Origin of the sequence: Alkalibacillus silvisoli (genome assembly GCF_039521975.1) — a bacterium.
In the GTDB taxonomy this organism is placed as follows: domain Bacteria; phylum Bacillota; class Bacilli; order Bacillales; family Alkalibacillaceae; genus Alkalibacillus; species Alkalibacillus silvisoli.
Map to the genome: position 1 here is coordinate 44,458 of NZ_BAAACZ010000011.1, position 20,668 is coordinate 65,125.

A 20,668-nucleotide genomic window follows, 5' to 3' on the forward strand; every position below is an offset into this window, starting at 1 on the left:
GTATTAATAGTGGGGAGGCATGGTCATTATGTTATTGTCAGAACTTCAAACAAAAGATATTATTGAGGTTGAGAATGGAGAGAAAGTCGGCTTTATTAGTGATTTAGAATTAGATGTGTCTGTAGGTGTGATTCTTTCGTTAATTGTGACAGTTAAAGGGAAATGGTTTGGTGTGTTCGGGGAGCACGAAGAAATAGCCATTGCGTGGTCACAAATCGAAAAGGTTGGTACGGATGTCATATTAGTGAGAATGATGAAACATTCAAAATAAACAGGTTGAGACGTTAAGAAAATTATATCAAGATGTGGTAAAATAGTAATAAGAGGAGCGTCGTTTATGAGTGAAATTTTAGAATTTGAAACCCCAAGTTTATTAATAAATTCTAGTTGGGAGAAGTATGGTATAAAAGCCGGTTTTACAACTAGAGCTAATGGGTTTAGCTCAAAGCCTTATGATTCATTAAATGTCGGTGTACATGTTGATGACAAGCTCGAATCAGTACTTCAAAATAGACAATACATAAGTGAACAAATTGGTTACCCTTTGGAGAGCTGGAACTGTTTAAACCAAGTTCACAGCACTGATGTCATCAATTTGACTGAGGTGGATCAGTCGAGTACTGATCATGAAAAGCCTAAAATAGATGCTGATGGTATCTTCACCAATGACCCTGATCAATTATTAGTCACATTTTATGCAGACTGTGTGCCGTTATATATTGCAGCACCAAAACAAAAATGGGTCGGCCTTGCACATGCAGGATGGCGAGGAACAGTTGGTGGTATAGGAAAGAAGATGATTCAATCATTAGAACATCAAGGGGCAACTTTAGATAGTATTCGAGTGATGATTGGACCTTCAATTACACAAACCAACTATGAGGTAGACGATCGAGTCGTTACACAAATCCCTCAAAATTACCACGCTCAAGTTTTAAAACCTAGTCCAAATGGTCGTTATTTACTTGACTTAAAAATGTTAAACTATTTATATTTGAAACAAGCAGGGTTAAAAGATTCCCAAATTAGTATGACAAACTATTGTACTTATGAAGAAGAGGAACTGTTTTACTCTTTTCGCCGAGATGAAGGTCAAACCGGCAGGATGATGGCTTTCATATCATTACAAATTTCATAGCAAGGGTGTCTGTTAACATGGTAGTAAGTGAACGATTTAACACAATTCAAACTGAAATTAATCAAGCATGTGAACGAGCTGGTCGTGATTTAAGTGACATTAAAGTTATTGCCGTAACAAAGTATGTTTCTGTTGAACGAGCGAAAGAGGCTGTAGATTCAGGGGTTACTGAATTAGGTGAAAATCGTCTAGAAGGTTTATTAGAAAAATATGAAGCTATTGGACAAGCAGCCAACTGGCATTTTATTGGAACATTACAATCACGCAAAGTAAAAGATGTTATTGATTACGTTGATATGATTCATTCATTAGACCGTAAATCATTGGCTAAAGAAATAAATAAACGTGCTAATCGTCCTGTACAGTGCTTTGTACAAGTTAATACAAGTGGTGAAGAATCTAAACATGGGCTTAAGCCAGAAGCGGTCATTCCTTTTATTGAAAGTTTAGAGAGTTATCCGAATGTCCAAGTGATTGGTTTAATGACGATGGCGCCATTTGTCGAAGATGAAGACTATATTAGACAATGTTTTAAAAAGTTAAGAGAATTAAAAGATCAAGTTAAGAGCCTAAACTTTTCCTATGCACCTTGTGACAATCTTTCTATGGGGATGAGTAATGACTTTCACATTGCCATAGAAGAAGGAGCTACACATTTAAGAATAGGTTCAAAATTAGTTGGAAATGAAAAATAGGAGAGATTCCGATGAGTTTTAAAGACAAGTTCAAGTCATTTTTTGATTTTGATGAACAAGCATCATTTGAAGAAGACCAAGCAACAAAACGCGAGGATCATAAAGTCAATCAAGAACAAGAACCGGCCAAACAGTTCAAAAAACAAAATCAAGACAACGTGGTCAGTCTAACCTCCATTCAAAATGATACGAAAATGGTATTATGTGAACCAACTGATTATGATGAGGCACAAGAAATTGCTGATCATGTCAAAAAGAAAAAGTCAGTCGTCGTTAATTTGCAACGTCTAGATCATCAAACGAGTATGCGTATTGTTGACTTTTTAAGTGGTACGGTCTATGCTTTAGGCGGTAATATCCAAAAGCTTGGTCAACAAACTTTCCTATGCACACCTGAACATGTTGATATTTCAGGCAGTATTTCAGAGATTTTCAATGATTCTAGTTATGATTATAAATAAGAAAGGGTGTAATGTGAGTGGATGCCATATTTAATCTTATATTAATAGGAGTTCAAATATATTCGTTTATGTTAATCGGATATATTTTTATGTCTTGGTTTCCTGGTGCAAGGGAATCTCAATTTGGGCAGTTTTTGTCCAAAGCGTGTGAGCCTTATTTAGAGCCGTTTCGAAAAGTGATTCCACCTTTAGGTATGATTGATATTTCACCTATCGTAGCAATTATCACACTTCATCTAGCATCGAACGGTTTGATCGTTGTGTTTAATATGTTGCTTTAATCATTAGATTAGAAAGAGGAAGTTCATGGATTTATACCAACATTTTCGTCCAGAAGAACAACCATTTATAGATCAAGTGATTGATTGGAGACATCAAGTTGAACGACAGTATATACCGGTTATAAGCGATTTTCTCAACCCAAGAGAACAATTAATCTTTCAATCCATTATTGGTCAAGAAGACAATTTAACATTATCATTCTACGGTGGTTATGAACGAGCGGAACGTAAGCGTGCTATATTAGCCCCTTTTTATGAAACAATTGAACATGAAGACTATAAGTTAAGTATATTACAAGGTACATATGCTTCTAAGTTCGTCTCTCTTTCACATCGAGATTTGTTAGGGACCATGATGTCACTGGGCTTACAAAGGAAAAAGCTGGGAGACTTAATTGTTCTAGATGGAGAATTTCAAATCATATGTGATCAAGATTTAGCACTATATTTAAAGATGAATGTAGAGAAGATCAAAAATACTCGAATTAACTTAACGGAAGTGGATGAACATACTGTTTTAAACCCTGATCATCATTGGCAGGAAAAAGAAGGGACTGTTTCTTCGACAAGACTTGATGTTATGATTAAAGAAATCTATCAAATCTCTCGTCAAAAAGCTCAAACCTTTATTGAAAAAGAAGCAGTTAAAGTTAATCACCGCATTGTTAATCATTCATCTTATCATCTGCAATCTGGTGATTTAATTTCACTCAAATCATATGGTAGAAGTAAAGTAGTAGCAATTCTAGGAGAAACAAGAAAAAGTAAAATTCGCATTAAAACGGCTAAATTGAAATAATATGAAGAACTAAGCAGGAAAAAGATGCTTCTTGTCGAAATAGTACATAAAGACATTGCGAAATAGGACTAGAGGGGGTTCAAGTCAATGGGAATAACGCCGCTTGATATTCATAATAAAGAGTTTACTAGAGGATTTCGTGGATATGATGAAGATGAAGTTAATGAGTTTTTAGACCAAGTTATTAAAGACTTTGAGAAAGTTATTCGCGAGAAAAAAGCATTAGAAGAGCGCGTTAATGATAGTGAAGAGAAGCTAGGTCATTTTAGTAATATTGAAGAAACATTAAACCGCTCTATTCTTGTTGCTCAAGAAACAGCAGATGAAGTGAAGAATAATGCGAATAAAGAATCAAAATTAATTATAAAAGAAGCAGAGAAAAACGCTGATAGAATTGTTAATGATGCACTAGCGAAGTCTCGACAAGTATCAATGGAAATTGAAGAGCTTAAAAAACAAGCTAAAGTATTCCGTACACGTTTAAAAATGTTAGTTGAAGCCCAATTAGATATTATTGATAATGAAGATTGGGAAGATTTATTTGAACTAGATACTGAAGAGCAAGAGGGCCAACAATTGGAATCAGCTTATAGTTCTCATTCACAATCAGATTCATAGTCACGTTTAAAATGTGTCTATAATAGATATAATTAAAATATAGTCCTTGACTTCAAAGTAATAATTATCTATAATTTTTTATCATGAGATGACTGAAGTTTTTACATTAATTATTAAGTAGTATATGGAATAAAGCGTTGATGGGGACAGTACTTGAGTGTTAGTTGTTAAAGCGAGCTAGGGAAGGTGTAAGCCTAGTAGCAACCCTCTTAAGGAAGATCACCCCGGAGTTTCCTTTTCGAACCTTTAAGTCACAGTAGAAAAGGACGTCTTCATTCACGTTACGAATGCTCAAGTGGAATGAATTGTTTTATTCATTCAATGAGGGTGGTACCGCGAGCCTGCTCGTCCCTGTTTTGGGGATGAGCAGGCTTTTTGTATGAACTTTAAATGAAGAGCTTATTAGGGCTAGTGATATTTGAAACAGGTTAAGGAGGATTTTTATGAGTTATAAGGAAACGTTATTAATGCCAAATACTGAGTTTCCGATGCGCGGAAACTTACCAAACCGTGAGCCTGAGATGCAAAAAGCTTGGGATGAAGAAGGAATTTACGAAAAAGTACAAAAGCGTACAGAAGGTAGACCGTTATTTATTTTACACGATGGCCCTCCATACGCGAACGGTGACCTACATATGGGTCATGCGTTAAATAAAATTTTAAAAGACTTTATTGTGCGTTATAAATCAATGGCTGGCTTTCATGCTCCATATGTTCCTGGTTGGGATACGCACGGTTTACCAATTGAAGTAGCATTAACGAAAAAAAAGAAAATTGATCGTAAAAAACTATCAATTGCTGAATTTAGAGAAATGTGTAAAGAGTACGCGCTACAACAAATTGATAATCAACGCGTACAATTTAAGCAACTAGGCATTCGTGGTGATTGGGATAATCCTTACATTACGCTTGATCCTTCTTTTGAAGCTCAGCAAATTAAAGTGTTCGGTGAAATGGCTAAACGTGGCTATATTTACAAAGGTAAGAAGCCTGTATATTGGTCACCATCATCTGAATCAGCATTAGCTGAAGCTGAAATTGAATATCAAGACAAACGCTCTCCATCAATCTATGTATCATTTAATGTAACTGATGGAAATGGCATGTTAGATGGTGATGAGAAGTTTGTTATTTGGACGACAACCCCTTGGACAATTCCAGCAAACTTAGCTATTGCTTTACACCCAGAGGTTGACTATGTGGTTGCTTCAACTGAGGAAGGTAAATTTATTGTAGCAGAGGACCTACTTGAAGAAGTAGCTGAAATGACAGAATGGACCAACCCTTCAGTTGTCAATCGTTATAAAGGTAAGGACCTGGAGCACGTTGTGACAAAGCACCCAATTTATGATCGCGATTCGCTAATCATTTTAGGTGAACATGTAACAACTGAATCTGGTACTGGTTGTGTTCACACTGCGCCAGGACATGGTGAAGATGACTTTTGGATTGGTAAGCAATACGGATTAGATGCATTATGTCCAGTTGATGAAAGAGGTGTGTTCACGAGTGAAGCACCAGGTTTTGAAGGTGAATTTTACGATAAAGCTAACAAAGCTATTACTGAAAAACTAGACGAAGTAGGAGCACTACTAAAGCTTGAATTTATGACACACTCATACCCACATGATTGGCGTACAAAGAAGCCAACGATCTTCCGAGCTACATCACAATGGTTTGCATCTGTTAGTGATTTCCGTGAAGACCTACTTCAAGCGGTCAAAGAGGTTGATTGGCACCCTGAGTGGGGTGAAACGCGCATGTATAACATGGTGAAAGACCGTGAAGATTGGTGTATTTCACGTCAACGTGTTTGGGGTGTACCAATTCCAGTTTTTTATGCTGAAAATGGTGAAGTGATCATTACAGATGAAACAATTGATCATGTATCTAACCTATTCCGTAAGCATGGTTCTAATATTTGGTTTGAACAAGATGCTTTAGAGCTATTACCTGAAGGGTTTACTCACCCTGGTAGTCCTAATGGTAAATTCACAAAAGAAACAGACATTATGGATGTTTGGTTTGACTCAGGTTCGACTCATCAAGGAGTATTAGTTGAACGTAATGAGCTAGAGCGTCCTGCAGATTTATATTTAGAAGGATCAGACCAATATCGTGGTTGGTTTAACTCATCTTTAACAACATCTGTAGCGATTACCGGTCAATCACCATATAAAGGAATTTTAAGCCATGGCTTTACACTAGATGGTGAAGGTCGTAAGATGAGTAAATCCTTAGGTAACGTTATGGTACCATCAAAGGTTATGAAACAATTAGGTGCAGACATTTTACGTTTGTGGGTAGCAAGTACAGACTATGGTGCTGATGTGCGTGTATCGAATGAAATCTTAAAGCAAGTGTCTGAAGTTTATCGTAAAATTAGAAATACGATGCGTTTCTTACTCGGTAACTTACACGACTTTGAGCCTAACACGCATCAGTTAGCAGAAAGTGAATTAGAAGAAGTGGATCGTTACATGCTAATTCGTTTGCAAGAAACAGTAGCAAAAGTACGTCAAGCTTACGACAATTATGATTTCTCAGTGATCTATCATACGATTAATAATTTCTGTACAGTTGACTTAAGTGCCTTTTATTTAGATTTCGCTAAAGATGTATTATACATTGAAGAGCCAAATAGTACGCGTCGCCGTAGCATTCAGACGGTTTATCATGAAATTTTAGTTAGCTTAACGCAATTGTTATCACCAATTCTATCTCACACTGCTGATGAAATTTGGAACTATATCCCTGGTGTAGAAGCAGAAAGTGTACAATTAACAGACCTTAAAGAAGCTAGAACCATTGAAGGTGAAGAGAAAACGAAGGCTAAGTGGCAACAGCTAATGGCCATTCGTGAAGATGTATTAAAAGCGTTAGAAGAAGCGCGAAATGATAAAGTAATTGGTAAGTCATTAGAAGCTAAAGTGACGATTGTTCCAAAAGATGAAGCTACTTTAGAATTATTAGAATCAGTCGAACATCTTCATCAATATTTAATTGTTTCTGATGTTGAATTAGCGACTGAATATAAAACAGCTAAAGCGTTCGAACATGTATCAGTTGCAGTTGAAAAGCATACAGGTGAGAAGTGTCAACGTTGTTGGGTAGCATCCAATACGGTCGGTTCTAATGATTCACACCCAGAATTATGTGAACGTTGTGCAAGTATTGTTGTACAGTTATAATAATTCTTTCTGAGGCTCCTCTTGTTTTAAAGAGGAGCTTCGTTTTATGGCTCTAAAATATTTGTTGGGGTAGAGACACAATTCAGAGTGAGGTTTGGGATGGCGGCCGCCCGGCGTTGGTAAAAAGAAATTATGAACAGAACGATTACAAAGATGGCCTTAATAGTCAAACCTAAGTCATTAAACGACAAGCATTTGGCTTTCGACGCTTTTCCTGATTGTGCCGAAAAGTATTAGTTCACCACCAGTATAAACATGTAGAAGGACAGATGACATAAATAAGGGGTGCTCTTAGAAGGCCAAACTAACATTTGACTTAGAACCGGAAATTAAATCGTTTTTGTTTTATTTTTATGATAAAATGCAAGAGGAAGAATAAAAGGTGGGGGGTAGTCGATTGATCTATTACATCATTGCACTTTTCATTATTGCACTCGACCAAATTACGAAATGGGTTATTATACGGACCATGAACCTACATGAATCAATCGAAGTGATCTCAGGCTTCTTTTATATTACATCTCACCGCAATAGTGGTGCAGCTTGGGGAATGTTACAAGGGCAGATGTGGTTATTTTACCTTGTGACAGTTTTTGTAGTCGGCGTCATCGTATACTATATGAGACAGTATCGAAACGGTTATAAATTATTAAATGTTGGATTTGCGTTGATATTAGGTGGTGCAATAGGGAATTTTATTGATCGAATTGTCATGCAAGAAGTGGTTGACTTTTTAGATTTTATTATTTTTAATTACAACTTTCCGATTTTCAACGTTGCGGATATGGCCTTAACAGTTGGTGTGACTATTATAATTGTTTTAATATTGTATGATGAGTGGAACAGTAAAAGGATGAAAAAAGATGACGAATAAACAGCAATTTACAATTGATGAATCTTTCAAGAAAAAACGAATTGACCAAGTTTTAGCAAATATTAATGACGAGGCATCACGCAATCAAGTTCAATCATGGATTAAAGATGGCTATGTGAAGGTGAATGGTTCTATTGTCAAGAACAATTATAAATGTCAGCTTGGAGATCATTTATCTTGGGAAATTCCAGAGCCAAAAGAAATGACGATTGAACCAGAAAATATTGCGTTAGACATTCGTTATGAAGATGAACATCTACTAGTTGTCAATAAACCAAAAGGAATGGTTGTGCACCCAGCACATGGTCATGAAAGTGGTACGCTTGTCCATGCCTTGTTATACCATTGTCATGATCTATCGGGAATCAATGGCGTCTACCGCCCAGGCATTGTCCATCGAATTGATAAAGATACAAGTGGGTTATTAGTTGTTGCTAAACATGATCAAGCTCACGAAAAATTGTCCGAACAATTATCGAATAAAGAAATAAAAAGACAATATGAAGCACTTGTCCATAAACCTATCTCTCATGAATTAGGCACGATTGATGCCCCAATTGGAAGAGATCCTAATGACCGTCAGAAAATGGCGATTGTTAATGATGGAAAAGAAGCTGTTACACACTTTTCTGTTATTGAAAAGTATGAAAACTTCACACATGTGGTATGTGAGTTAGAAACAGGGAGAACGCACCAAATTCGCGTCCATTTTAAATATATCGAACACCCTTTAGTTGGTGATCCAAAGTATGGACCTAGAAAAACGTTAGATGTTCAAGGACAAGCTCTACATGCAAAAAAATTAGAATTCACTCATCCAATAACCAATGAATCGATTAGTGTTGCTGCTGAATCACCGCAAATCTTTAGAGATACGATTGAGAAAATAAAATTAATGACTTGACTTTTCTTAATTAGAAGATAGAATATATACTAAGGATTAATTAAATAAAACCTTTAAAAATAGTCCAGAGAGGCTAACAAGGTAACGATGATAAAGTATGGGATTAGTATGTCTATCTATACCCTCTTTTGTTACCTTGTGTAGCAAAAGAGGGTTTTTTAATGTTTTTAGTAGGAGGGTTTGGTTTGCAAGAAAAAACACAATTATTAGATCAACCAGCCGTATCAAGAGCAGTAAAGCGAATATCTCATGAAATTATTGAACGAAATAAAGGAACGGATGATTTAGTTCTAGTTGGAATAAAAACGAGAGGGATGCCTTTAGCAAGACGTATTCAAGCTGCTATTGAACAAATCGAAGGCGTAACAGTACCAACTGGCGAACTTGATATTTCATTATATCGTGATGACTTATCCAACATGGATGAACATGATGAAGCTCATGTGAATCAATCTAAAATTGATCATGAATTAAATGGTCAAACAGTTATTCTAGTCGATGATGTCCTTTTTACAGGGCGAACGGTCCGTGCGGCAATGGATGCGGTTATGGATATAGACCGTCCGAAGCAAATTCAACTAGCTGTACTAATTGACCGTGGTCATCGTGAATTACCAATTCGGGCTGACTATGTAGGTAAAAATATTCCTACCTCACTTCAAGAAGTCATTAAAGTTCAACTCAGTGAGGTTGATGATGATGAGCAAGTGAGTATTTACGAATAAATAAATTTTAACAAGTTAATAATGTTCAAATTGATCGAACTGATCAATTTGGCATGGCCTTTAAAATAGTCCAGAGAGGCTAAGAAGGTCGTGAAGTAAGCGTACATTTGGGGAGTAGTATAGATGTGTACGTGTAACTCTTTGCGACCTTTCGCAAAGAGTTTTTTTGTTTTAGTAATTAACAAAGGGGAGTTAAACGTGAATAGAGAGAATAAAGTATTAGATATTCAAGAAGTCCCGAGCCTAAATAAATGGTTTTTACTAAGCTTACAACATTTATTTGCGATGTTTGGTGCGACGATTTTAGTTCCATACTTAATCGAAATGCCACCGAATGTTGCATTAGTTACTAGCGGTATAGGAACATTAGCATACTTACTCATAACGCGCGGACAAATACCAGCTTATCTCGGTTCTAGTTTTGCATTTATAGCCCCGATCATAGCAGCCAGTGCAGCAGACGGACTACCTGGAGCAATGATGGGAGCTTTTATTGCAGGTATTGTGTATGGTGTTGTTGCACTCATGATTCAATTTAGCGGTGTGAATTGGTTACTTAAAATATTGCCTCCAGTCGTAGTTGGGCCAGTCATTATGGTCATAGGTTTAGGGTTAGCACCAACAGCAATTGATATGGCTATGTATGGCCAAAACGGCGAAGTGCAATTAACATACGTCTTTGTTGCGATTATAACATTACTGATTACCGTTATAGCTTCAGCATTTTTTAAAGGGTTTTGGAATGTGATTCCGATCTTACTTGGTATTGTAGGGGGTTATGTCACAGCGCTTTTTACAGGCATTGTTAATACAAATGGTTTAAATGAAAGTTGGGCAAATTTAACGAGCAGTAGTTCAGTTGGAGAATTTATTAGTGCATTGTTTGTAACACCCGACTTTATCATTCCATTCATAGACTATCAACCTCTTGATGTTTTAACATTATCGGTCGTGTTAATTATGGTGCCTGTTGCTTTTGTAACGATAACAGAACATATCGGAGATCAGATGGTCTTATCAAAAGTGACGAACCGTAATTTTATTAAAAAGCCCGGTCTTCATAAATCGCTAATGGGTGATGGTGCGGCAACATTGATTGCCTCTGTCTTAGGTGGACCTCCGAATACGACTTATGGTGAGAATATCGGGGTGTTAGCCATTACGCGAGTGTTTAGTGTGTTTGTCATCGGAGGAGCTGCTTTGTTAGCGATTTTCTTCGGATTTGTGGATCTTATAGCTGTCTTAATTGAGTCAATTCCAGAAGCTGTTATGGGTGGCGTTTCGATTCTACTCTTTGGTGTTATTGCATCAAGCGGCATGCGGATGTTAATTGATAATCAAGTGGATTTAGGGGTGAAAAGAAATTTAATCATTTCTTCAGTTATTTTAGTCATTGGTATTGGAGGAGCAGTCATACCAGTGACCGATTCAATTGAAATCCCTGGACTAGCGCTTGCGACATTTGTTGGTGTCATGTTAAACCTGCTTTTACCAGGACGAGAGCATGCTTTAGGTAACGGCAATATGTTTGACAATTAAACAATTCATTTAAAGGATGTGAAATGATGAATCTATTAAAAATGGATGACCTAACAAATCATGAAATTAACGAATTGTTAAATCAAGCGCAATCTTTTAAAGAAGAAAAACAAAAGGTTAACTTGAATGGGTTAGTCGGAGCGCTTTTATTTTATGAACCATCTACGAGGACAAAATTAAGCTTTGAGATGGCTTGTCATAAATTAGGGATCAAACTGCTGTCTTTCTCTAAAGAAACCTCAAGTGTATCTAAAGGCGAATCATTATATGACACAGTAAAAACCATTGAAGCATTAGGGGCGGATTTTATTGTCATCCGTCACCCTGAAAAGCGGTATTTCGAACAATTAACAGACTTAAATATTCCGATCATCAATGGTGGTGATGGTACAGGAGAACATCCGACTCAATCGTTGCTAGATTTAATGACGATTAAAGAAAGTTTTAACCAATTTGATCAGTTACAAGTTGCGATTTGTGGTGATATAAAACATAGTCGCGTTGCAAAATCTAATGCCTATGCTTTAAGCCGATTAGGAGCTAATATTCGGTTAGTAGCTAAAGAAAAATGGCAAGATGAACAGTTGCCATTTCCCTATATAGACATGGATCAGGCCGCGTTAGATTCAGATGTATTAATGCTACTCCGCGTGCAAAAAGAGCGGCATGGTGGTGTCTCTTATGATCAACAATCTTATCTAGAACAATTTGGTCTTACTATCAAAAGAGAACAAATGATGAAAGATAACAGTATTATTATGCATCCTGCTCCAGTCAACCGAGGAGTTGAAATAGATTCAAGTTTAGTTGAAAGTCCACGGTCAAAGATATTTGAACAAATGAACAATGGTGTCTTTATACGCCAAGCCATTATAACCAATTGTTTGCAAAAAGGGGGAGCTTTTCATGAAAACAGTGATTCAGAATGTCAAGTTTAAAGAAGTTATGGTTAATGTATTAATTGAAAATGGTGTCATTAAAGGAATGAATCAAGACGAGTATTTAGAAGCTGATCACGTGATTGATGGTAAAGGCCAGCATTTATTTCCTGGTTTTGTAGATTTACATGTTCATTTTCGCGAGCCAGGTGGTGAAGCGAAAGAAACGATTTCTACCGGGTCTATGGCTGCCGCTCGAGGTGGATTTACAACTGTATGTGCAATGCCAAATACACGCCCAGTTCCAGATCATGAAGATAATTTAAAGTATGTAAATGATTTGATTGAAAAGAATGCAAACGTCCGTGTATTACCTTATGCATCGATTACAAAGCGTCAATTAGGTCATGATTTAGTAGACTTTCAATCATTAAAACAATTAGATGCTGTTGCGTTTACTGATGATGGTGTAGGTGTACAATCGGCAGGTAAAATGTATGAAGCTATGCAAGAAGCAGCAAAGCTAAATATGCCAGTCGTAGCCCATTGTGAAGATAACACCTTAATTTATAACGGTGTTATGCATGATGGAGATAAAAGTAATGAGATGAACCTTAAAGCTATCCCTTCTGTAAGTGAATCAGTTCACATTGCACGTGACGTACTTTTAGCAGAAGCAACAGGCTGTCACTATCATGTTTGTCACGTCAGTACAAAAGAATCTGTTCGTGTCATTCGTGATGCTAAAAAAGCTGGTATTAAAATATCAGCCGAAGTAACACCGCATCATTTACTTCTAAGTGAAAATGATATTCCTGAAGATGATGCGCGTTATAAAATGAATCCCCCTCTAAGAAGTGAAGCAGACCGTCAAGCCTTAATTGAAGGGTTGATCGAAGGAACCATTGATTGTATTGCAACTGATCACGCACCACATACAAATGATGAAAAATCACAAGGGTTCTTAAAGTCACCTTTTGGTATTGTCGGGTTAGAAACAGCTTTCCCATTATTATATACCCATTTTGTAGAAAACAATTTAATAACGTTACAACAACTAATTGATTGGTTAACCATTAAGCCAGCCAAGCTATTTAACTTATCTTATGGAACATTACAAATTGGTAGCCCTGCTGATCTTGTTTTAATCGACTTTAACCAAGAAGAGAATATTGATGTAAACTCATTTTACTCAAAAGGTCATAATACACCTTTTGATGGATGGAAAGTTAAAGGAGTCCCAACTTTAACAATGGTTAATGGCAAGGTCGTCTGGGAAAAGGAGGAAGCACATGTCTAAACGATACTTATTACTAGAAGATGGAACAGTTTATGAGGGGATGGCGTTTGGTGCTGAGGTGAATAGGTTTATCGGCGAAGTTGTCTTTCAAACAGGAATGACAGGATATCAAGAAACGTTATCAGACCCTTCATATTGTAACCAAATGGTTGTGATGACCTATCCACTGATCGGGAATTACGGCATTAATCGTGATGATTTTGAAACGGTAAGACCAGCCTTACAAGCGTTAATTGTTAAAGAGGCAGCGAAGTTTCCTTCTAACTTTAGAAGTGAGATGTCTTTAGGTCAATATTTAAAGCAGAAAGGAATTCCTGGACTTGAAGGAATTGATACGAGAAGTTTAGTTAAAAAGATAAGACAAACAGGTACGATGAAAGGCGTATTAATTGACGATTTATCTAAATTAGATCAGTTAATTAGTGAAGTGAATCACGCATCACTACAAACTGATCAAGTCAGTCAAGTATCAGCCGTAAAGCCTTACATTGTACCCGGTAGAGGTTCTCGTGTTGTATTAATCGATTACGGTATGAAACATGGGATTTTACGTGAATTAACTGAGCGAGGCTGCCATGTTACAGTCGTCCCTTATGACATTACATCTGATGAGGTCATGCAATTACAACCTGATGGTGTCATGCTCTCTAATGGACCAGGTGACCCGAAAGATGTTACAGAGGGGATTGACTTGGTAAAAGGACTGATTGGGCAAGTGCCAATCTTCGGCATATGCTTAGGCCATCAACTCATCGCTTTAGCTTGTGACGCTAATACAGAAAGGTTAAAGTTTGGACATCGCGGGGCGAACCATCCTGTAAAGTGTATAGAATCAGGTGATGTGTGGATGACTTCACAAAACCACGGATATACGGTATCACGATCATCGATTGAACAAACGTTTTTAAAGGTCACTCATATAGCTATTAACGATGATTCAGTAGAAGGCTTAGAACATGAAAACCTACCTATATTTTCAGTACAGTTTCACCCTGAAAGCTCACCAGGTCCACATGATTCTAATCTACTGTTTGATCAATTTATAGAGTTAATGAATAAGGAAAAATCAGGAGGGGTTCGATCATGCCAAAAAGAACAGACATTCGTAGGATCTTAGTAATCGGATCGGGACCAATCATTATTGGTCAAGCAGCTGAGTTTGATTATTCTGGAACTCAAGCATGCCAAGCTTTAAAAGAAGAAGGGTATGAAGTCATTTTAGCTAATTCAAATCCGGCTACGATTATGACAGATGAAACGATTGCTGATGTTGTCTATATGGAGCCTTTAACACCAGAATTTTTAGCTAAAATTATTCGTAAAGAAAGACCAGATGCTTTATTAGCTACATTAGGTGGTCAAACTGGCCTTAACTTAGCAATTGAGTTAGAAAAAAGAGGTGTATTAAACCAATACGAAGTTGAATTATTAGGGACGAATTTAGAAGCTATTGAAAAAGCAGAAGATCGTGACCTGTTTCGAAAGCTCATGTTAGAACTAGATGAACCTATTCCTGAAAGTACTATTGTTAGTACAGTTGATGAAGCTGTAACGTTTGCTAATAAAATTGGTTATCCGATTATTGTTAGACCAGCCTACACACTAGGAGGTACTGGTGGGGGTATGTGTGATGATGAACAATCATTAATTAATACGGTTCAAAACGGACTATCCGTATCTCCAGCCAATCAGTGTCTTGTTGAACGAAACATCGCAGGGTTTAAAGAAATTGAATATGAAGTGATGAGAGACTCAAGTGATAATGCGATTGTCGTTTGTAATATGGAAAACTTTGATCCGGTTGGAGTCCATACGGGGGATTCGATCGTTGTTGCACCTTCTCAAACATTGAGTGATCGTGAATACCAAATGTTACGCGATGTATCCTTAAACATCATTCGCGCTTTGAATATTGAAGGTGGTTGTAATGTCCAGCTAGCAATAGATCCGAATAGCTTTCAGTACTATGTCATAGAAGTTAACCCACGCGTTAGTCGTTCATCTGCATTAGCATCTAAAGCAACAGGCTATCCAATTGCTAAACTAGCAGCAAAGATCGCAGTTGGACTTACATTAGATGAAATGAAAAACCCAGTAACAGGCCGTACCTACGCTCATTTTGAACCGGCATTGGACTATGTTGTTACGAAGATTCCGCGTTGGCCATTTGATAAATTCCAAGCAGCTAATAGAACGCTTGGGACACAAATGAAAGCAACAGGCGAGGTAATGGCTATTGGGCGTAACTTTGAAGAGTCATTACAAAAAGCTGTTCGTTCCTTAGAAATTGGCACATTTGAACTTTATTTACCGGATTTAAAACAAATCGGAACAACTGAATTGCTGATGAGACTTCAAAAAGCAGATGATGAACGATTGTTTTTAATCGCTGAAGCCGTAAGAAGAGGGTATCAACTTGAAGAATTATTTAATATAACACAAATAGATCGATGGTTCTTACACAAAATTATCGAACTGATTAGCTTTGAAAACCAATTAAAAGAAGAACAATGGAATATAGAAACGATGAAGCAAGCTAAGCGTTTAGGGTTTTCAGATCAAGCTTTAGCACGGTTGTGGCATACTGATGAAAAAGTAGTCTATGACTGGCGAGTCGAGCAGTCTATCGAACCTGTCTACAAAATGGTTGACACTTGTGCTGCAGAGTTCGAATCAGAAACACCTTATTTTTACAGTACGTATGAACAAGAAACTGAATCACTAGCATCTAATCGTAAGAAAGTCTTAGTGTTAGGTTCAGGGCCAATTCGAATTGGGCAAGGAATAGAGTTTGATTATGCAACAGTTCATTCAGTGTTAGCTTTGAAAGAAGCAGGGTATGAAGCCATTATCATTAATAACAACCCTGAGACGGTTTCAACTGATTTTCATATATCAGATAAACTTTATTTCGAACCTTTAACGATTGAAGATGTTATGCATGTGGTTAATTTAGAGCAACCTGAAGGCGTTATCGTACAATTCGGTGGTCAAACAGCAATTTCACTAATCGATCAACTAGTAGAACGCGGAGTTAACATTTTAGGGACATCTAAAGCGTCGATCGACTGCGCTGAAGACCGGGATCGATTTGAACAAATGCTAGAGAAATTAAATATCGCCAGACCAAAAGCGAAAATCGCAACAAGTAAAGAAGAGGCAATCGGTTTAGCTCGAGAAATTGGTTATCCAATTTTAGTAAGACCATCTTATGTGTTAGGTGGGCGAGCGATGGAGATTGTTTATGAGGAAAGTGATCTTAATCGATACATGGAAGAAGCAGTTAATGTCCACCCTAACCGTCCTGTTTTAATCGACCGTTATTTAGTCGGTCAAGAGTTAGAGGTAGATGCGATTAGTGACGGTGAAACAGTTGTGATCCCAGGCATGATGGAGCATATCGAGCGGGCTGGCGTTCACTCAGGTGACTCAATTGCTGTTTACCCAACGCAAAGTATTCCAGAATCAATTAAACAAACATGTAAAGAGATTACAACCGAGATTGCTAGAGAACTAAATATAAAAGGGTTAATTAATATTCAATTCGTTTATCATGAAGGGCAAGTTTATGTATTAGAAGTTAACCCAAGGTCGAGTAGAACAGTACCTTTTCTAAGTAAAGTAACAAGTGTAACGATGGCTAACTTAGCGACTCAAGTGATGCTAGGTAAAAAATTATCCGAATTAGGATTTACTACAGGGTTATTAGAAGAAGACACAGCTATATCTGTGAAGGTTCCTGTCTTTTCATTTGAGAAGTTAAGAAGCGTTGACATTACATTAGGTCCAGAAATGAAATCAACAGGAGAGGTCATTGGTCGTGATCATACATTAGAAAAGGCACTGTATAAAGGAATTATCGCATCAGGATTAAAAATTCCAACTGATGGTGCTGTGTTATTAACGGTTGCTGATGAGGACAAGGAAGAAATGGTTAACTTAGCAACTCGTTTTCACTCATTAGGTTTTCAACTATTAGCAACGGCAGGCTCAGCAAGTGCGATTCAACATGCTGGACTCCCTGTTGAAGAAGTGAACAAAATCGATGACAGTGAGCGTCACATTTTAAATGTCATTGAAGAAGGCCAGGTTCAATTAGTAATTAATACACTATCTCGTGGGAAGCAGACACACACCGATGGGTTTAGAATTCGACGTGAAGCTGTTGAACATGGCATAGCTTGCTTAACTTCCTTAGATACAGCAGAAGCCATGTTAAGTGTCATAGAATCTATGAGTTTCTCTGCAAGCCCAATGCCTAAACAAGAGGTTGTGACAGTATGAAACAAGAACCCTTAACAGTTGTCAGAAACCAATTAATCGCCCTAGATACTTATGAGATGGTGTTAAAAGGTGAGGAAATTCCAAGCTTGGTACAAGTAGGTCAATTCATTCACATTGAAATTGGAGAAGGAGAAGAGTTTATGTTAAGGCGTCCAATCTCAATTGCTGAAGTCAATGATGAAGAAAAGACCATGACGATTATTTACAAAGTAACGGGGAAAGGAACTCATTGGTTAAGTCAGTTAGAACAAGAGGGGCAACTGAATGTATTAGGACCATTAGGAAATGGCTTTAACATAGAACACCATAATCATGATCATATATTAATTGTTGGTGGAGGAGTAGGTGTTCCTCCTCTATACCACCTAGCTAAAAAACTATCACAGCACAATCATGTAACAGCTGTTTTAGGTTTTCAAACAAAAGAAGCTGTTTTCTATGAAACTCAATTTCAGCAATTCGCTAACACAAAGATTACAACAGATGATGGTTCATATGGCTATAAAGGACAGGTGACAAAGGTTATTGAAAAGCTTAATCAACCCTTTACAACTTATTATGCCTGTGGCCCCAGTGGGATGTTAAAGGCCGTACAAAATCAAATGAGTCACTTGAATGGCTATTTATCGTTAGAAGAGCGAATGGGGTGCGGGATTGGTGCTTGCTTTGCATGCGTCTGTGAGCACACTAATGATAAAGGATACGTCAAAATTTGCCAAGATGGTCCTGTATTAAAAGCGAGTGAGGTGATTCTATGAATCTAAACGTTTCTTTAGGAGAGGTGGAATTAAAGAATCCGGTTATGCCTGCTTCTGGTTGTTTTGGCTTTGGTAAAGAATTTAGTCCATTTTATAATTTAAATGAATTAGGTGCAATCGCAATCAAAGCTGCAACAGGAAAAGCACGTTACGGTAATCCGACACCTCGCGTAGCTGAAGCTTCTTCAGGTATGCTCAATGCTATTGGCTTACAAAACCCAGGTGTCGATGGGATTATAAAGGATGAATTACCATACCTACAAAACTATGACACACCGATTATTGCCAATGTCGCTGGTAGTACTTTAGAAGAATATGTTCAAGTTACATCTAAGTTAACTGATGAGCCGGCTATTAAAGCAATAGAACTGAATATATCATGTCCAAATGTAAAAGAAGGCGGAGTGCAATTTGGTACTGACCCACAATTAGCCTATGAGGTGACAAAAGCAGTGAAATCAGTCAGTACAAAGCCAGTTTTTGTCAAGTTATCACCGAATGTAACAGATGTAGTAGCTATTGCAGATGCGGTATATAAAGCTGGTGCAGATGGACTTTCGATGATCAATACTTTAACAGGAATGCGAATTGACTTAAATAAAAAAAAGCCGATTATTGCAAACGGAACTGGTGGCTTGTCAGGCCCTGCTATTAAACCTATTGCCATTAAAATGATTCATGAGGTAAGACAACAGATTGACCTACCAATAATTGGTATGGGCGGTATTACATCCACTGAAGACATTTTAGAGTTTTTATTAGCGGGTGCTGATGCGATTGCAGTTGGAACAGCTAACTTTAAAGATCCGTTTATTTGTAAAAGGTTAATAGATGAATTACCAGAAACGCTTAGACAATATGGCTTTGGTTCATTGCAGGAAGTGAGGGAACAGGGATGTCACAATCAATCTATCTTGCTTTAGATGTTGAAGGGTTTAATGATGCTAAAGCGTTGTTAGAAGGTCATGAATTAAACGGAGTCCCTGTTAAAGTCGGAATGCAATTGTTCTATCGTGAAGGAGAGCGGATTTTAAATTATTTAAAACAAAAAGGACATCCAATCTTCTTAGACTTAAAACTCCATGATATTCCGAATACCGTTAAAGAATCGATGCGAAGCTTAGCGCAGTATGACTTAAATTATGTGAATGTCCATGCAGCTGGAGGAGCAAAAATGATCGAAGCGGCTAAAGAAGGCTTGATTGCAGAAGGAAGTAAAGTGAAATTGCTCGCTGTTACACAATTAACCTCTACTAATCAACAAATGCTAGAAGAAGAGCTTTATATACCCTATTCAATGGAAGAAACAGTCAAACATTACGCTTCAATAAGTAGGCAGAATGGTGCAGATGGTGTTGTTAGTTCTGTATATGAAATCCCAATTATTAAAGAGGTGTGTGGAGCACAATTCCTCACATTAAGCCCTGGCATCAGATTGAATAACAGCAGTCATGATGATCAACAACGTGTTGCTACTCCATCTTTAGCTAAACGATATGGTGGTGACATGATTGTTGTAGGACGTACTGTAACTAAAGCTTCAAATCCTAAAGATGCTTATGAACAAGTGATAAAGGAGTGGTCGAGATCTTACATCCAACAATAGCTGAAAAGTTAATCAATATTCACGCATTAAAAATAAATACACAAGATCCTTTTATATGGTCATCTGGCATTGAATCACCAATTTATTGTGATAATCGTTTAACGATGTCGTATCCTGAGGTGAGACGTTTAATTGCTAAAGCATTTGCTTGGAAAATCGACCGAAATAAAATTGATGTTATAGCAGGCTGTGCAACAGCAGGAATACCTCATGCTGCGTTCGTATCTGAACAATTGAACTTACCAATGATTTATGTTCGCAGTAAGCCAAAAGGTCATGGACTAGAAAACATGATTGAAGGACACGTTAATGAGGGTGGTCGTGTTGTTGTAATTGAAGATCTAATTTCAACAGGACAAAGTGCAATTAAAGCGGCTCAGGCTTTAAGAGATCAAGGTTTTCATGTGGAAAAAGTCTTATCCATTTTTACCTATGGATTAAAAGAAGCTAAAGATAACTTCGAACAAGTAGCCCTCAAGTATGAAAGCCTCGTCACATTTGATGATGTTGTATCTGTCTTAGTTAAGCAAGGTGAATTGACAGAACGCGAACAAGAGGGATTATTAAATTGGAGAAATGCGTTGATTTTGAAGTAAGGAGAATAAGGAATAAGGCGA

20 protein-coding genes and 1 other annotated feature are annotated in these 20,668 nt (G+C 37.3%); all 20 genes read left to right on the top strand.

Translation table 11 applies throughout. From position 1 onward, the window contains the following. The first annotated feature begins 28 nt into the window (after nt 1-28). The 20 genes from ABDZ63_RS07615 to pyrE all read left to right on the top strand — a co-directional run bounded on the left by ABDZ63_RS07615 (nt 29) and on the right by pyrE (nt 20,647). Entirely contained in the window at nt 29-271 is a 243-nt protein-coding gene (locus ABDZ63_RS07615) for a YlmC/YmxH family sporulation protein (RefSeq protein ID WP_343782839.1), read from the top strand. 66 nt (nt 272-337) lie between these two features. Further along, the gene (gene pgeF, locus ABDZ63_RS07620) at nt 338-1,138 is read left to right on the top strand and encodes a peptidoglycan editing factor PgeF (RefSeq protein ID WP_343782841.1); all 801 of its coding nucleotides are present in this window, start codon (nt 338-340) and stop codon (nt 1,136-1,138) included. Nucleotides 1,139-1,155: 17 nt separating this feature from the next. After that, entirely contained in the window at nt 1,156-1,833 is a 678-nt protein-coding gene (locus ABDZ63_RS07625) for a YggS family pyridoxal phosphate-dependent enzyme (protein ID WP_343782842.1), read from the top strand. A gap of 11 nt (nt 1,834-1,844) precedes the next feature. After that, complete coding sequence (locus ABDZ63_RS07630; RefSeq protein ID WP_343782844.1) at nt 1,845-2,294, top strand: cell division protein SepF; 450 nt, start codon at nt 1,845-1,847, stop codon at nt 2,292-2,294. 17 nt (nt 2,295-2,311) lie between these two features. Beyond that, nucleotides 2,312-2,575 (top strand): YggT family protein, encoded by a 264-nt coding sequence (locus ABDZ63_RS07635; protein WP_343782845.1) that lies wholly within the window; start codon nt 2,312-2,314, stop codon nt 2,573-2,575. 25 nt (nt 2,576-2,600) lie between these two features. Further along, on the top strand, nt 2,601-3,374 hold the full coding sequence (locus ABDZ63_RS07640) for a YlmH family RNA-binding protein (RefSeq protein ID WP_343782846.1): 774 nt from the start codon (nt 2,601-2,603) through the stop codon (nt 3,372-3,374). 87 nt (nt 3,375-3,461) lie between these two features. Next, entirely contained in the window at nt 3,462-3,992 is a 531-nt protein-coding gene (locus ABDZ63_RS07645; protein ID WP_343782847.1) for a DivIVA domain-containing protein, read from the top strand. Between the two features lie 128 nt (nt 3,993-4,120). Beyond that, nucleotides 4,121-4,348 (top strand) — a binding site (T-box leader). Between the two features lie 87 nt (nt 4,349-4,435). Continuing rightward, nucleotides 4,436-7,183 (top strand): isoleucine--tRNA ligase, encoded by a 2,748-nt coding sequence (gene ileS, locus ABDZ63_RS07650; RefSeq protein WP_343782848.1) that lies wholly within the window; start codon nt 4,436-4,438, stop codon nt 7,181-7,183. 397 nt (nt 7,184-7,580) lie between these two features. Continuing rightward, entirely contained in the window at nt 7,581-8,057 is a 477-nt protein-coding gene (gene lspA, locus ABDZ63_RS07655) for a signal peptidase II (protein ID WP_343782850.1), read from the top strand. Beyond that, on the top strand, nt 8,047-8,961 hold the full coding sequence (locus tag ABDZ63_RS07660; RefSeq protein WP_343782851.1) for an RluA family pseudouridine synthase: 915 nt from the start codon (nt 8,047-8,049) through the stop codon (nt 8,959-8,961). The genes lspA and ABDZ63_RS07660 overlap by 11 nt, the downstream gene beginning before the upstream one ends. 185 nt (nt 8,962-9,146) lie before the next feature. Continuing rightward, a complete protein-coding gene (pyrR, locus tag ABDZ63_RS07665; protein ID WP_343782852.1) occupies nt 9,147-9,686 on the top strand; it encodes a bifunctional pyr operon transcriptional regulator/uracil phosphoribosyltransferase PyrR in 540 nt (179 codons plus the stop codon). A gap of 198 nt (nt 9,687-9,884) precedes the next feature. After that, nucleotides 9,885-11,225 carry a uracil-xanthine permease family protein gene (locus ABDZ63_RS07670; RefSeq protein WP_343782854.1) on the top strand — a complete coding sequence of 447 codons (1,341 nt, stop codon included), beginning with the start codon at nt 9,885-9,887 and terminating at the stop codon, nt 11,223-11,225. A gap of 23 nt (nt 11,226-11,248) precedes the next feature. After that, on the top strand, nt 11,249-12,163 hold the full coding sequence (locus tag ABDZ63_RS07675; protein WP_343782855.1) for an aspartate carbamoyltransferase catalytic subunit: 915 nt from the start codon (nt 11,249-11,251) through the stop codon (nt 12,161-12,163). Continuing rightward, nucleotides 12,132-13,403, top strand: coding sequence for a dihydroorotase (locus ABDZ63_RS07680; protein ID WP_343782857.1), 1,272 nt, complete (start codon nt 12,132-12,134; stop codon nt 13,401-13,403). Before ABDZ63_RS07675 ends, ABDZ63_RS07680 begins: the two co-directional genes overlap by 32 nt. After that, nucleotides 13,396-14,520: a carbamoyl phosphate synthase small subunit gene (locus ABDZ63_RS07685; RefSeq protein ID WP_343782858.1), complete on the top strand. Its 1,125-nt coding sequence runs from the start codon at nt 13,396-13,398 to the stop codon at nt 14,518-14,520. The genes ABDZ63_RS07680 and ABDZ63_RS07685 overlap by 8 nt, the downstream gene beginning before the upstream one ends. After that, entirely contained in the window at nt 14,487-17,687 is a 3,201-nt protein-coding gene (carB, locus tag ABDZ63_RS07690; RefSeq protein WP_343782859.1) for a carbamoyl-phosphate synthase large subunit, read from the top strand. Before ABDZ63_RS07685 ends, carB begins: the two co-directional genes overlap by 34 nt. Beyond that, nucleotides 17,684-18,445, top strand: a complete 762-nt coding sequence (locus tag ABDZ63_RS07695; RefSeq protein WP_343782861.1) for a dihydroorotate dehydrogenase electron transfer subunit — start codon at nt 17,684-17,686, stop codon at nt 18,443-18,445. Before carB ends, ABDZ63_RS07695 begins: the two co-directional genes overlap by 4 nt. Further along, complete coding sequence (locus tag ABDZ63_RS07700) at nt 18,442-19,368, top strand: dihydroorotate dehydrogenase (protein WP_343782862.1); 927 nt, start codon at nt 18,442-18,444, stop codon at nt 19,366-19,368. The genes ABDZ63_RS07695 and ABDZ63_RS07700 overlap by 4 nt, the downstream gene beginning before the upstream one ends. After that, entirely contained in the window at nt 19,341-20,051 is a 711-nt protein-coding gene (gene pyrF / locus ABDZ63_RS07705; protein WP_343782865.1) for an orotidine-5'-phosphate decarboxylase, read from the top strand. Before ABDZ63_RS07700 ends, pyrF begins: the two co-directional genes overlap by 28 nt. Continuing rightward, nucleotides 20,024-20,647, top strand: a complete 624-nt coding sequence (gene pyrE / locus ABDZ63_RS07710) for an orotate phosphoribosyltransferase (RefSeq protein ID WP_343782866.1) — start codon at nt 20,024-20,026, stop codon at nt 20,645-20,647. The genes pyrF and pyrE overlap by 28 nt, the downstream gene beginning before the upstream one ends. Nucleotides 20,648-20,668 lie beyond the last annotated feature (21 nt).